14 protein-coding genes and 1 tRNA gene are annotated in these 13,558 nt (G+C 68.4%); 9 read left to right on the top strand and 6 right to left on the bottom strand.

Features of this window, described 5'->3' with window-relative positions; translation table 11 throughout:
• Positions 1-8: 8 nt before the first annotated feature.
• Positions 9-1,790: a 2-succinyl-5-enolpyruvyl-6-hydroxy-3-cyclohexene-1-carboxylic-acid synthase gene (gene menD, locus AB2U09_RS17285; RefSeq protein WP_459193975.1), complete on the bottom strand. Its 1,782-nt coding sequence runs from the start codon at positions 1,788-1,790 to the stop codon at positions 9-11.
• 28 nt (positions 1,791-1,818) lie between these two features.
• Positions 1,819-3,165: an isochorismate synthase gene (locus AB2U09_RS17280; RefSeq protein WP_459193974.1), complete on the bottom strand. Its 1,347-nt coding sequence runs from the start codon at positions 3,163-3,165 to the stop codon at positions 1,819-1,821.
• A 241-nt stretch (positions 3,166-3,406) separates the two neighbouring features.
• On the opposite strand from AB2U09_RS17280, the gene AB2U09_RS17275 reads away from it, so the two are divergent.
• The 3 genes from AB2U09_RS17275 to AB2U09_RS17265 all read left to right on the top strand — a co-directional run bounded on the left by AB2U09_RS17275 (position 3,407) and on the right by AB2U09_RS17265 (position 5,476).
• Complete coding sequence (locus AB2U09_RS17275; RefSeq protein ID WP_274323873.1) at positions 3,407-3,622, top strand: ribbon-helix-helix domain-containing protein; 216 nt, start codon at positions 3,407-3,409, stop codon at positions 3,620-3,622.
• Between the two features lie 71 nt (positions 3,623-3,693).
• A complete protein-coding gene (locus AB2U09_RS17270; protein WP_459193973.1) occupies positions 3,694-3,972 on the top strand; it encodes a UPF0058 family protein in 279 nt (92 codons plus the stop codon).
• Between the two features lie 154 nt (positions 3,973-4,126).
• Positions 4,127-5,476, top strand: a complete 1,350-nt coding sequence (locus tag AB2U09_RS17265; RefSeq protein ID WP_459193972.1) for a cytochrome P450 — start codon at positions 4,127-4,129, stop codon at positions 5,474-5,476.
• A 6-nt stretch (positions 5,477-5,482) separates the two neighbouring features.
• On the opposite strand, the gene AB2U09_RS17260 is transcribed toward AB2U09_RS17265, so the two are convergent.
• From AB2U09_RS17260 to AB2U09_RS17250, 3 genes are all read right to left on the bottom strand, one after another.
• The gene (locus AB2U09_RS17260) at positions 5,483-5,932 is read right to left on the bottom strand and encodes a hypothetical protein (protein ID WP_459193971.1); all 450 of its coding nucleotides are present in this window, start codon (positions 5,930-5,932) and stop codon (positions 5,483-5,485) included.
• A 132-nt stretch (positions 5,933-6,064) separates the two neighbouring features.
• Positions 6,065-6,137, bottom strand: a tRNA-Arg gene (locus AB2U09_RS17255).
• Positions 6,138-6,266: 129 nt separating this feature from the next.
• A complete protein-coding gene (locus AB2U09_RS17250; RefSeq protein WP_459193970.1) occupies positions 6,267-6,590 on the bottom strand; it encodes a Sec-independent protein translocase subunit TatA/TatB in 324 nt (107 codons plus the stop codon).
• Positions 6,591-6,739: 149 nt separating this feature from the next.
• On the opposite strand from AB2U09_RS17250, the gene AB2U09_RS17245 reads away from it, so the two are divergent.
• The 4 genes from AB2U09_RS17245 to AB2U09_RS17230 all read left to right on the top strand — a co-directional run bounded on the left by AB2U09_RS17245 (position 6,740) and on the right by AB2U09_RS17230 (position 10,081).
• Complete coding sequence (locus AB2U09_RS17245) at positions 6,740-7,216, top strand: redoxin domain-containing protein (protein WP_459193969.1); 477 nt, start codon at positions 6,740-6,742, stop codon at positions 7,214-7,216.
• Positions 7,217-7,300: 84 nt separating this feature from the next.
• Entirely contained in the window at positions 7,301-8,092 is a 792-nt protein-coding gene (locus AB2U09_RS17240; protein WP_459193968.1) for an HD domain-containing protein, read from the top strand.
• A gap of 119 nt (positions 8,093-8,211) precedes the next feature.
• On the top strand, positions 8,212-9,504 hold the full coding sequence (locus tag AB2U09_RS17235) for an MFS transporter (protein ID WP_459193967.1): 1,293 nt from the start codon (positions 8,212-8,214) through the stop codon (positions 9,502-9,504).
• Positions 9,505-9,628: 124 nt separating this feature from the next.
• Entirely contained in the window at positions 9,629-10,081 is a 453-nt protein-coding gene (locus tag AB2U09_RS17230) for a hypothetical protein (protein ID WP_459193966.1), read from the top strand.
• A gap of 177 nt (positions 10,082-10,258) precedes the next feature.
• On the opposite strand, the gene gfcR is transcribed toward AB2U09_RS17230, so the two are convergent.
• Positions 10,259-10,894: a transcriptional regulator GfcR gene (gene gfcR / locus AB2U09_RS17225; protein ID WP_459193965.1), complete on the bottom strand. Its 636-nt coding sequence runs from the start codon at positions 10,892-10,894 to the stop codon at positions 10,259-10,261.
• Positions 10,895-11,045: 151 nt separating this feature from the next.
• Here gfcR and AB2U09_RS17220 point away from each other — a divergent pair, with 151 nt between their 5' ends.
• Both AB2U09_RS17220 and AB2U09_RS17215 read left to right on the top strand, forming a co-directional pair.
• On the top strand, positions 11,046-12,353 hold the full coding sequence (locus tag AB2U09_RS17220; protein WP_459193964.1) for an HAD family hydrolase: 1,308 nt from the start codon (positions 11,046-11,048) through the stop codon (positions 12,351-12,353).
• Between the two features lie 123 nt (positions 12,354-12,476).
• On the top strand, positions 12,477-13,541 hold the full coding sequence (locus tag AB2U09_RS17215) for a Gfo/Idh/MocA family protein (protein WP_459193963.1): 1,065 nt from the start codon (positions 12,477-12,479) through the stop codon (positions 13,539-13,541).
• Positions 13,542-13,558: the final 17 nt, after the last annotated feature.

Raw genomic sequence — 13,558 nt, 5'->3', positions numbered from 1 at the left:
GCCGACGGTCAGTCGCCGGAGGCGACGCGGTCGCGGACGCGCTCCTGAAGCGTCTCGCGGAAGCGGTGACTGGCCTCGCCGTCGACGGTGACTTCGACGACCTGCGTGCCGTCGCTCGCCAGCGAGTCGCGGTAGGCCTCCACGAAGCTCTCCCGGTCGTCCACGCGCCGGAACTCCAGCCCGTAGAGGTCGGCCGAGGGCTCGAAGTCGAGTCCATGAGGGGTCTTGAACTGGTCGGTGAACGGGGGGTCGAACGACTCGATGGGGAGGAGGTGGAAGATGCCGCCGCCGTCGTTGTTCACGAGGACGATAGTCGCGTCGACGCCGCAGCGCGCGACCGAGAGGAGGCCGTTCATGTCGTGGTAGTAGGCCAGGTCGCCGGTGACGAGCACCAGCGGGTCGTCGGTGGCGCTGCCGGCGCCGAGCGCCGAACTCGTGATGCCGTCGATGCCGCTGGCGCCGCGGTTGCCGAGCACCGTCAGGCCGGCCGCGTGGGGCCGTCCGAACCGGTCGCAGTCGCGGACCGGCATGCTGTTCGAGACGAACACCGTCGCCGGGTCGGGCGCCTCGGCCACGACGTCGGCGAGGATCGCGCCCTCGAAGAACCGTTCGTCGGCGCCCGACGTTACGACGTCCCAGTGGTCGCGCTCGGCGCGCTCGAAGCGGTCGCGCCACGCTGTGAGGGACGAGTTCGAACCCGGAACCGCGCTGTCGTCGAGTCGCTCGGCGAGCGCCGAGGCGACCGCCGTCGGGTCGGCCTCGACGTAGTCCGTGGCCGTGAACTCCGCCTCGGGCCAGTCGCCCGCCGGGTCCACGACGAACTGCCTGGCGTCGGCGTCGGCCAGGAACCGCCGGAGGACCTTCGAGGTGGGCGACGCGCCGATGCGGACGACTGTATCCGGGTCGGGCCAACCCTCTGCGTCGAGGTAGGAGTCGTACCCGCCGCAGACGAGGTGATCGTCGACGAGCGGACCGTAGCGGAGCCCCGACAGCGGATCGGCCAGCAGCGGCCAGCCGGTCGCGTCGAGCAGGGCGTCGATCGCTTCCGGGTCGCAGACGCCAGGGTTCAGCGGGCCGGCGACGACCAGTCCGCGCTCGGCGGATTCAACGGCGGCCGCCAGACCCTCGATAGTCCGGTCGTCCGGGGTGAGCGTGCCGCCGGAAGTCTCGACGAACGGTCCGTCCCGACCGTCGCTTCCGAGCGGCGCGGTCTCGGCGAGCGAGTCGGGTACGTCGTCCGCTCGTTCGACCGGTTCGAGCGGTTTCGCCACGGGGACGTTGAGGTGGACGGGGCCGGGGTTCGCGCCGGTCGTCTTCGCGACGGCGCGGTCGGCGGCGACCCGGAGCGAGCGGAGCCGGCGCGCCTCCGGAGCGGGTTCGGGGAGTTCGCGGTACCACCGGACGGCGTCGCCGTAGAGCTTCGTCTGGTCGACCGTCTGGTTGGCGCCGCTGTCGGAGAGTTCCGCGGGGCGGTCGGCGGTCAGCACGAGCAGGGGGACCCGCGACTGGGAGGCCTCGATGACCGCCGGGTGGTAGTTCGCCGCGGCGGTCCCGGACGTACAGACCAGCGCCGTCGCCTCGCCGGTGCGGCGGCCGCGGCCGAGCGCGAAGAAGCCCGCAGAGCGCTCGTCGAGCACCGAGTACACCTCGATATCCGGGTGTTCGGCGAACGCGACCGTCAGCGGCGTCGAGCGGCTCCCCGGCGAGATGCAGGCGGCGGTGACGCCGCTCGCTGCGAGTTCGTCGGCGAGCGTCCGCCCCCAGAGCGTGGCTCGGTTCGGCGCGGTCATCGCGTGCTCACCCGCTCGCTAGTCCCCGTCATTCGAGCGCGTCGAGGACCGGGCGGTACTTCAATTGCACCTCGTCCCACTCCCGATCCGGGTCGCTGTCGCCGACGATGCCGTTGCCTGCGAACAGCGTCGCCTGCCGGCCCGTCGCGACCGCGGACCGGAGCGCGACGGCGAAGGTCCCGTCGCCCTCGGCGTCGAACCACCCGACCGGGGAGGCGTACCAGCCGCGTTCGAAGGTCTCTGTCGCCGTGATCGTCTCCAGCGCCTCGTCCGGGGGCAAGCCGCCGACGGCGGGCGTCGGGTGCAGCGCCTCGACCAGCGAGAGGACGTGGTCGTCCTCCGCGAGTTCGGCGGTGATCGGCGTCTGGAGGTGCTGGACCGTCGCCAGTCGGCGCACCGTGCGGTCGCCCGTCGAGATCGAGGTCGCGAACGGGTCGAGTTGCGACTTGATCGCCTCGACGACGAGTTCGTGTTCGTGGCTGTCCTTCGCGCTCTCCTGGAGTTCGCGCGCGAGCCACTCGTCTTCCTCGGGGGTGTCGCCCCGGCCGGTCGAACCCGCGAGCGCCTCGGTCGTGACCGTCCGACCGTCGCGGGAGACCAGCCGCTCGGGCGTGGCCCCGAAGAACTGGCCGCCTCCCTCGGGCGCGACGAGGAAGCGGAAACAGTCCGGGTAGGTCTCCGTCAGGCGCTCGTAGACGGCCGGAACCGACAGCGCCTCGCGCAACTCGACCGTCAGCGACTGGGCGAGGACGACCTTGCGGAGCGTCCCCTGCTCGATGCGGTCGACGGCCGCCCCGATCTGCTGGCGCCAGCCCGCGTCATCGGGCGTGTACGTCCGCTGTTCGATCCCGGGTCCACCGGTCGGCAGGTCGTCGTCCAGCGATCCGACGCGGTCGGCCCACTCGTCGAGCAGGTCGTCGGCGGTCGAGGCCGCGGAGGGGCCGGTCGCGGTCGCCACGACCCACGTCGAGCCGTCGGCGTCCGTCACGACCTGGACAGCGGGGAGGACGAACTGCGCGTCGGGGAAGCCCCTCCACGGGGAGTCTTCGTCGTCTTTGTCGTCGTCGTGGAAGGCGAAGCCGCCGAACAGGCGCGGCCGCGCGGCCCGCGGCAGGTCCGTCGCGACCGTCCGGCCGGCGAACAGCGCCTCGCCCGCCCGTCGGACGGTCTCGAAGCGCTCGGCGCCGTCGGCAGTGATCGTCGCCGCGGCCCCACCCGCAGCGACCTGCTGGCCCGCCTCCGACCAGGCGATCGTCGGTCGAGGGAGTTCACGCAGGACGGCCCCGAGCGGGACGGGACCGATCTCGCGACCGCGCGCCGCGATGGTCGTCTCGTCGGGGTCGACCGACGACTCGTCACCACGCAGAGGTTCCATCTCCAGTCGCTTTGCACTGGTAGCCTTTCAGCCTAACTACTTCGCCCCGACCGAATCGACGCGGCTTCACCACCCGGTGTCTACCCCGTCGACTCCGAGTACGACCCGATAGAACACCCGTTAGAGCGATCTCCGAGCGCCCCGGCACGACCGGGCGAAAATCGCAGGATACGGCCCGTCCGGGCCGGATATAACCCCCGCCAGACTTAAATACCCCCTCACCGAAGAGTCGACCGATCCGATGCCCAAGGTTGATCTCACGATCCCCGAACACCTCGAAATGCGCATCACCCAGCTCGTCGAGCAGGGTGAGTTTCTCAACCGGGAGGAAGCCATCGAGGACCTGCTGTCGACGGGGTTGAAGGCGTACAAGACGAGCGGACCGATGGACGACGACGAGGACGCGGGGTACGAGGACGACGGGATGATGGGCCACGAAGACGAGTACGTCTTCTGAACGCGTACGTGGGCGGCCGTGTGACCTCCTGACGGACAATTCTTAAACCGGCGGTTACCGTACTGGCCCGCATGCACAAGGACGAACTGCTGGAACTGCACGCCCAGATGGTGATGATCAAGGACTACTTCGCCAATCTGGAGGACGTCGACGCCACGCTGTTCGACCCCTACGAGGAACTCGACGTCACGCCCGACGACGTCCACAAGTCCAAAAGCGAACACAAACACGCGGTGTTCGTCCTCGGCAACGCCCTCGCCACCGCCATGAGCGAAGACGAGTTCTCCGACGCCGGCCGCGTCGGCAAGCGCATGAAGGAACTCGCCGAGGACGCCGAGAAGAAGCTGTAATCGGCGACGCGAACCACGACAGTTCGTCCCCCTGGGCTGGGAACCGGGACGTGGGACGGGAACGGGTCGGCCCTTCGCTGTCGAGACTGACACGCCGAGCCAGCAGTCGGTTTCTCGACCGAGCGATTATCCCGTCGAGACCCCTATCGCGACCATGGCGAGCGAAGCCTCCCCTGACTCGGAACTCGTCCGCCCGCCGGGACCCAGCGGCCGCCCGGTAATCGGAAATCTCGTCGAGGTCGTCCGCGACCGATACGCCTTCTGGGAGCGCTGTGCCCGGGAGTACGGCGACGTCGCGTACTACGAGGTGCTCGGGACGCCCTTCTATCAGCTGAACAGCCCCGAGGGAATCGAGCACGTCCTCGTCCACAACAACCAGAACTACGTCAAGGGCGAGCTGTTCCAGGAGTCGCTCGGGCCGGTGCTGGGCAATGGACTGCTCAACAGCGAGGGAGAGTTCTGGCGGCGCCAGCGCCACCTCATCGGCCCGGCGTTCGAGCCGGACCGCATCGCAGAGTACGCCGAGACGATGGTCGAGCGCACCGAGGAGACCGCCGCGCTGTGGCGCGAGGGCGCCGTCCGCGACGTGAACGCGGACATGATGGAACTCACGCTCGAAATCGTCGCCGACGCGCTGTTCGGCGTCGACGTGGGCCGCGACGTCGACACCGTCGCCTCCGCGCTGCAAGTCGTGATGGACTCCCAAGAAGGGCTCAGCGCCGACATGCTCCCCGTCGACGTCCCGACTCCGGGGAAGCTCAAGCTCCAGCGCGCGGTCGAAGACTTAAAGCGGGTCGTCTACCGGATCATCGACGAGCGGTCGCGCAATCCCGGCGACGACGTGGTCTCACGGATGCTCTCCGTCGAGGACGAGGCGGGCCAGCGCATGTCCCGCGAGCAGGTCCGCGACGAGGTGATGACGCTGCTGCTCGCCGGTCACGAGACCACGGCGCTCGCGCTGACCTTCACCTTCTATCTGCTCGCGCAGCACCCCCGCGTCGAGGAGCGCCTGCTCGACGAACTCGACGAGCACCTCGGTGGCGACCCGCCCACCATCGAGGACGTTCGCGAACTCACCTACCTCGAAGACGTCGTCCGGGAGTCGATGCGCCTCTATCCGCCGGTCCCCGGCATCGTCCGCGAGGCCACCGCGCCGGACGAGATCGGCGGCTACACGATTCCGGAAGGCGCGACGGTCTCGATCAACCAGTGGACCGTCCACCGCGACCCGACGCTCTACGACGACCCGATGGCGTTCCGACCCGGGCGGTGGACCGACGAGATGGAGGGGTCGCTGCCGTCGCTGGCCTACTTCCCCTTCTCCGCGGGACCGCGCCGCTGCGTCGGCGACCGGTTCGCGATGCTCGAAGCCCGCGTCGTCCTCGCCACGCTACTCCAGCAGTACCACCTCGAACTCGTCTCAGACCCGTCGCTCGACCTCGTCGCGACGATCACCGCTCGTCCCCGGAATCCGGTGCAGATGCGCGTCCACGAGCGGACGTGAGATCGGTTATCGGCGCTCCGCCGGTTCCTCACGTTCGGGAACCCACGTCAGTCGCCCCAGCGCTCGTCGGCTTCGGTGGACCGTCTCCTCGGCACCCCAGCGGATGGCGAGAACGTACGCGATCACGGCCGCGACGAGGTAGCCGACGGCCATGATTGAGGCGCTCTCGGTGGACAGCGCGATGACGATGACGAGCGGCACTCGAACGATGACGTCAGCCGCGAAGAACCCGATAGACTCCACAGGCCCGGGCCGCTTGTCGACGACCTCGGCGGCGGCCACGACGACCGCACCGAACACGAGTCCTGCCTCTACCACCGTGAGGGGCAGCGGCCGGCTCACCGACTCGACGAGCCGGGTCGCGATGGAACCGACCGGCAGTCCGACGAAGACGTACGCGACGAGGAGCCCACCGAGATCGAGTACGTCCTCGGTGAGCCGACGCTCGTAATCCATCGGCCGGTTCTTCTGGTTTGACCGGCGTAAGTCTTGTCTTACCAACAAGTAGCCAGCGTACCCGGACGAGACGAACTCGGGCGTTCTGCTGGGGTCGCCGCGGACTGGACCGCTCCGCCGGAAAAAGTGGCACGGGCGTGGCGGGATTCGAACCCGCGATCGAGGGGTTAGGAACCCCTCGCCCTGTCCCCTAGGCCACACGCCCTACCGGTGTGACCGACCGCCGGGAGAAAAACCCTTGCTGTTGCTCGACGGGGTCACGTTCCTCGAAGAAACGAACGGGGGAGACGGTGAGGCCTCTCGGCAGGTCGCGAAAGAGGGGAGAACGGAACCGTCAGTTACTGGACGACGAGGAGTCCGAGGAGTCGATGGCGGCCTCGGTCTCGCGCTCGGCCTCGGTCTTGAGGATTTCGCCGTCCTCGTCGACGATGTTACCCTCGTCGTCGATGGTTGCGCCCTCTTTCATCTCTTCGAGTTCCTGTTCGACCTGCTCGCGACCTTTCTGGAACTCGCCCATGGCCTGGCCGGTCGACCGAGCGAGCTTGGGGATCTTGTTCGCACCGAACAGCAGCACGGCGATCAGCAGGATGACGATCAGTTCCGTCCCGCCCGGCATTCCCCCCATGGGGAACAAGGGGATGAGTGCTTCTTGCAACATCTCTACCCGACGGTTACTCGGTCCCGATTATAACCTTTTTGCTGTCTATCATGGGGGTAGAACGGCTCTCATCAATCTTTCGCCGAGCGGGATCCGGACGGGACATCCGGTGGCACAACGCCCTTGCGGCGGGAAACCAACTATCGATCATGGTCGACGTCGGAGACACCGCGCCGGAGTTCAAAGCACCGCTGGCCAACGGCGACGTGTCCGAGTTCACCCTCTCGGAGCAGTTGGACGAGGCCCCGCTCGTCCTCGTCACCTTCCCGGGCGCGTTCACCGGTGTCTGCACGCACGAGATGGAGACGTTCGAGGAGCGGCTGGACGAGTTCGAGAACTTCGGCGCGTCGATCTACGGGATCAGCGTCGACACGCCGTTCGCGCTCAACGCCTTCCGCGACGACAGCGGCCTGTCCTTCGGGCTGATTAGCGACACTAATCGGCGGATCGTCGACGCCTACGACCTGAGCATGGACTTCGCGTCGATGGGCGTCGAGGACGTCGCCAAGCGCGCCGTGATCGTCGTCGACGGCGACCGCGAGGTCCGCTACGCGTGGGTCGCCGAGGACCCGGGAATCGAACCGGACTACGACGAGGTCCGCGACGCCGTGGAGTCGATGACCTGACTCGGGGTCGCCACCGGAGCGAAACCGGGGAGTCGATCCCCGCCGGGCACGGGGTTTTTGCGTCCGCGGGCGGACCGTACTGCCATGAGCGACCAGTCGTACGACCCCGACGCCGAGCACGACTTCCCCGACGAGCGCCTCAACGAGGTGCTCGCGTACCTCGACGACGACGAGGAGGTCCAGACGTACCTCGACGCGCAGAACGTCAATCCGGTGGCGCGCATGCGGTACAACGACCACGGGGCCAAACACATCAGCATCGTCCGCGACCGCGCGCTGACGCTCTACGAACTGCTCCACGACGGCGGCGTCGAGTTCAACGGCGCGGCCGATCAGGGCCTCGAAACCGCGGACGAACCGGTGATCGTCGGCCTCGCCGCGACGCTGCACGACATCGGCCACGTCGTCCACCGCGACGAACACCCCTACTACTCCATCCCGCTGGCCGCGGACCTGCTCGATCGCATCCTGCCGGAGTTCTACGACACTGCTGACGCGGTCCGAGTGAAAGGGGAAGTCCTGCACGCGATCCTCTGTCACCACACGGAGGAGACGCCGCTGACGACGGAGGCCGGCATCGTCAGAATCTCCGACGGCCTCGACATGGAACACGGCCGGTCGCGCTACCCCTACGAGCGGGGCGGACGCGGGATCAACACGGTGTCGAGCCAGGCTATCGAGTCGGTGACGCTCGAAGCCGGCGAGGACGTCCCGGTGCTCGTCGAGATCGAGATGCACAACGCCGCGGGCGTCTACCAGGTCGACGAGTTGCTGAAGGCCAAACTCAACGGGTCGGGTCTGGAAGCCCACGTCCGCATCGTCGCGCTCAACTCGACCGACGGCGACAACAACATCGTCGAGCGGATCGAACTGTAGGGCCGTCGAGCGGTCCGTCCGCGGCCAGCCGGGCCGCTGGCAGTCGGTCGGGCGGCCGACAGGCGGAAGGGACCGCCGGGGACGAAACGCATTATTCCCTGTAGTCGAAGGGCGATCCAGTGAGCCGCGAGTCCGGCGGATCGCTGCGACTGCTCCGGAACGCGGAGTTTCTGGCACTCGCGGGCACCGCGTTCGCCCGTTCGCAGGCGTACTCGACGATCGCGATCGCGCTGGCGCTGTACGCGGACCTCTTCTCGACCTCCGGGACCGTCGAGGGGCTGTTCGGGACGGCGTTCGCGCTCGTCCAGTTGATCATCGTCCTGCCGCTGGGGCGAGCGATCGACACGGGCAACGCCAAGCGGTACCTGCTGGCCGGCCTCGTCCTGAACGTCGGCGTGTTCGTCGGGTTCGCGATGGTCCAGTCGGTGAGTCACGTCGTCCTGATGCGCGTCCTGCAGGGGTTCAGCGCCAGCCTCCTGTGGATCACGGGGTCGACCGTCGTCGGGGAGATCAGCCCCGACGCCGAGCGCGGGCAGTGGCTCGGGACGTACAACCAGGTCGGCGCGTTCTCCAGCCTCGCCGGTGACCTCGTCGGCGGTATCCTGCTCGCGACGAGCGGGTTCACGCTCACCTACGGCGTCCTCAGCGGCGTGACGCTGCTGGCGGCCGTGGGAGTCTACCTGTTCCTCCGGAACGACCCCGGTGGACAGGCCGACCCCGAGGAGGCGACCGGCCTCGAGACGATCCGACTGTTGCTCGGGCGGTCGGCGATCCGTGCGCTCGTGGTCTTCCGGTTCGGACTGAGCTTCGGGAAGATGGCGGTGATCCTCTTCCTGCCCATCTACGCGCGGACCCGCTACGGGATGAACCCGGTCCTCGTCGGCGGCATCCTCGCGGGCGGGAAGCTCACGAAGTCGCTGACGCAGGGGATGGTCGGGTCGTACACGGACAGGATCGGGCGCAAACACCTGTTCGTCTTCGCGGGCGCGGTGCTGTACGCCGTCGGCGCGGCGGTCATCCCCTTCGCCGAGTACGCGGTCGGGTGGTTCGCGCCGGTGACCGTCGCCGTCGGATCGCTGTCGACGACGCTCCCGCCAGCATTTTTCCCGCTGTTCGGCGCGTTCGCCGTCTGCGGGGTCGCCGACAGCCTCCGCCTGCCCGCGAGCATGGCGCTGTTCGTCGAGGAGGGCGAACACTTCGACGCCGTCGCGGGGAGCCTCTCGCTGCGCTCGATCGCCTGGAAGGTCGGGCAGGTCGTGGGTCCCGTTTCCGTCGGCGCGCTCTGGGACGCCACCTCCGTGTTCGTCGCCTTCTTCACCGCCAGCGCGTTCATCGCCGTCGCCGCCGCCGCGTTCCTCGGTCTCTACCGGCTCGAGCCGGCCCCCGAATACGCTCCGACCACCGGCGACTGAGGGCCATCTCGCCACCGGGATCGAAGCCCGGTGTCGGGCGCCAGACGTGACGAGATACCGGTAGTACCACGCGCATGGTACCCGTTAGCACAATGATTTTTACCGTTCCGCACCAAGTGGACGTATGAGCCAGTCCCCCCTCGACGGGTCCGACAGGGAGGGCCGGAGCGTCGCGGACGCCGACCGGGGAACGGAGTCCACTTCGCTGGTCGGCCGGGTCGTCGAGCGCGTCCGGTCCGTCGGGCGCTCCCTCCGCGCCCGGCTCCCGTCCGTGACGAACCGGCCGGACGAATACGACGCGATCGAACCGTCGGAACCCGACAGACCGGCGCGTAGCGACAGGTCGCGGTCGGTCCAGTGCGTCGGACTGACAGAGGAAGTCCTCGAGGGGGACGGACGCGCAGTGACTGACGATCTCGTTCGGGTTCATGCCGACGAGCGGGACGACCGCGACGGTCCCGACGACGACCGCCCGGAACTCGTCGTCGAGCGGAGCGAGGAGGAGTTGACCCTGAGTGTCCCGGACGACCCCGGCGCGCACATCACCTCGACTCACTGGGAAGACGTCGAGCGGTGAGCGAACCGGCCGCTTCCTGCCCTGCATTGCTTCTGCTCCCTTCTCCGCTGCTCGCGCGAACGAGAGGAAAGGATGGACCGGGCGGTACTGTCGATCGACCGACAGCGAGGGCCGTCGCCGACCCGGAGTGGCGTCGGCGGTCGGTGCTGGAGTTGCCGACCCGAGTTCGAGCGTCGGTTACTCGGACTGACCGACGCGCAGCACCTGGACGAGCGAGTAGACGGGGACGCCCTCGATCTCCTCGACGCCGCGCTTGTCGGTGAGGACCGCGCAGGCGACGGGTTCGCCGCCCTGCTCGCGGATCGCCTCGACCGTCTCGGTCATCGTCGTGCCGCTTGTGATGGTGTCGTCGACTACGTAGCACTCGCGGCCGCGGATCTGCGAGAAGTTCCGCGAGAACGACCCGGAGAGGTCCTCGGTCTCGCCGTCGTCCCACTGGTGTTTGCTCGGCGCGTAGGTCCCGAGATCCGTGTCCAGTTCCCGCGCGACGGTCGTCGCGATGGGCGCACCGGCCTTCTCGATCCCGATGGTCAGGTCGACCTCTTCGCCCTTCTTGGAGAGCAGGTCCGCGACGGCGCGGCCGACGTGGGTGAGTCGGGCGCTGTCGCGGCCGATGGCGCTCCAGTCGACGTGGATGTCGTGGGGGCTGTGAGACTTCTGGGCGGTGGCCGTCGTGGTCGTCGCGCCGCTGCGGGAGACGAGCCATGAGGCGGTCTCTTTCGAGACGTTCAGCTCGTCCGCGATCTCCCCTTTCGAGAGGCCCCGCTCGGCCAGCTCGGCCGCGCTGTCGATGAGATCGTCGATGTTCTTCATGCGTCTTACGTGTGCTTTCGCACGCGGGGGTGTTACCCGTTGTGGGTTCCCGCCGTGCGGTCGCATGCCCCGCACCGCGGGGGCACATACCCGCGAGCGCGCCGGCGCCGACCCCAACCTACACAACGGTCGCCCGCGCTACCCTCGGACAATGGAACGATACGACCAGCTCTACCGGCTCTACGACGAATTCGATACCGAGACGCTGCGAGCCCACCAGGCGTTCGTCGACCTCTTCCCGCCGCTCGACTCCCGGGTCGCGCTCACCTACTGGGAAGACGCCAGCGACGAACTCGAAGCGCGCCGCGCGGAGATCCGCGAGGCCTTCCCGGGCACCGGCGAGACCTACGCGGAGGTCGCCGCCCACGCGACTCGCGATCAGGCGTTCACCGGCCTCGATCTGGCGACCGAGTACGGCAGCCCGGTGAACGCGCTCGTCCTCGACGTCGACGAGACGCTCCGGTCGGCGGGGACCACCGACAACGAAATTCCCCGCGAGACGCTGCACCTCCTGACGGAGTTCCACGAGGCGGGCGTCCCCATCGTGGTCTGCACCGGCCAGACGCTGGAGAACGTCAAGGGGTTCATCGGGCAGGGGCTGGGCAACGCCGTCCTCAACTCCGGGGACGTGAGCGTCGTCTACGAGAGCGGGACGGGCGTGTTCACCCCCGGCCACGGCCCCGACACGAAGCGCCTGCTCTACGAAGAGCTGGACGAGGGGGTCCGATCGGTGTTCGAACGGCTCCGGCAGGGCGTGCTCACCGACGCGCCCGAGCGGGTCGCCCGCGGCTGTCACCTGCAGGGCAACGAGTTCAACGTCACGCTCAAGCCGAACTTCGAGACCGGGAGCGACGCCGCCGGCGACGTCATCGACGAGGCGCTCGTCTACCTGCTCGACCTCCTCGGCGTCGCCGTCGCCGACCACCTCGACGAGGTGAGCGATCCCAGCGACGAGCGAGGAGAGGACGCCTCTCAGGACGACGAAGCCGACGCGGAGATCGTCGGCGCGGCGGCGGGAGAGTGGACCCGCGCGTTCTACGCGGCCCGCGACCCCGAGATCCGGGCGGTACTCGACGAACGCGGCGGCGTGCCCGAGGACGCGACGGTCCCCGATCCGGTGTCGTCGTTCCTCGACCGCGTGGACGTGGCCTACTACGAGGCCGACGCGGCGGAGGTCGTCAGCCGCGAACTCAATAAACCCGTCGGCGTCGACGCGGCCTTCGACGTGCTGGGGATAGACGACCCCTTCGCGCTGGTGCTGGGCGACAGCAAGAGCGACCTGCGGGTCATGGAGTGGATCGCCGAGGAAGACGCGGGCATCGCCGCCGCGCCGGAGCACGCCTCGACCGTCGTCCTCGACCACGTCCGGTCGACGGACGATCTCGTCTTCCCGGCGGGCGACGCCGGCGAGGTACTTCGGACGGTCTACGCGCTCAACCGGCTCGTCGATGCGGCGTGAGCCGACGAGCGATCGGTCGTTCGATCGAACCGATCACACCCGCCACCGTTCGGAGCCACGTATGACGGGATATTTACGGTAGTCCGTACGTACGTTTTCGTAGCACTTCACGGAGTCAATACCATGGTCGATATCTCATCTGTCAGACTCGGCATCGTCGGACTGGGCAACATCGGACACCACCACGCTGAGCGGTTCGTCGATCAGGGGGCGAACCTCGTCGGCGGCGTCGACATCGCGGAGGGCGCCCGCGCCTCCTTCGCCGACGAGTTCGGCGTTCAGACGTACGAGAACCACCACGACCTCTACGAGGAGGTCGACGCCGTCGCGGTCACGACGCCGAACAAGTTCCACGAGCAGTACGTCGTCGACGCGCTCGAAGCGGGCCTCGACGTCCTCGTCGAGAAGCCCCTCGCCAGCACGCTCCCGGCCGCCGAGCGCATCGCCGATGCCACCGAGGACGCCGAGGGGTTCTGCATGGTCGGCTTTCACACCCGCTTCGAGAACCCGGTCGAGGTCATCAACGCCTACCGCGAGAAGGGCCGCTTCGGCGATCTGAGCCACGTCGAGGCCAACTACATCCGCCGACGCGGCGTCCCGGGCCGCGGCTCGTGGTTCACGAGCAAGGAAGTCGCCGGCGGCGGCGCACTCATCGACATCGGCGTCCACGCGGTCGACCTCTCGCTGTACATGCTCGGCTACCCCGAGGTCGAAGAAGTCAGCGGCGTCACGCGCTCGCAGTTCGGCGGCCGCGACGACTACACCTACATCCAGATGTGGGGCGAAGACCAGGGTCCCGAGGGCTTCAACGTCGACGACTCTGCGACGGCCCTGATCCGCTGCGCCGACGACCGCACCATCTCTCTGGAAGTCGCGTGGGCGGTCAACCGACCGAAAAAGCAGGAGTACGTCCTGCGCGGTACCGAGTCCGGCGCGACCTTCCGCCCGGGGGAGGGCGTCACCTTCCACGAGTCCGGCATCGAGGGCGCCGGCCACATGGTCGAGGCGGACATCGAGACGCAGAACCGCGACCCGCACGCGGCCGAACAGACCTACTTCCTCGAACACTGTGCGCGCGGCGAGACGCCCGAGCGCAACACCGTCGAGCAGGGCCTGACCGTCCAGCGCGTCCTCGACGCCATCTACCGCTCCAGCGAGAGCGGCGAAGCCGTCGCCGTCGAGGACTGACGGCGCCACTCCGCTGA

Source organism: Halosimplex yunnanense (genome assembly GCF_054504345.1).
Note: the sequence above shows the minus strand (reverse complement) of the source record. Positions and strands in the feature narration are given on the sequence as shown.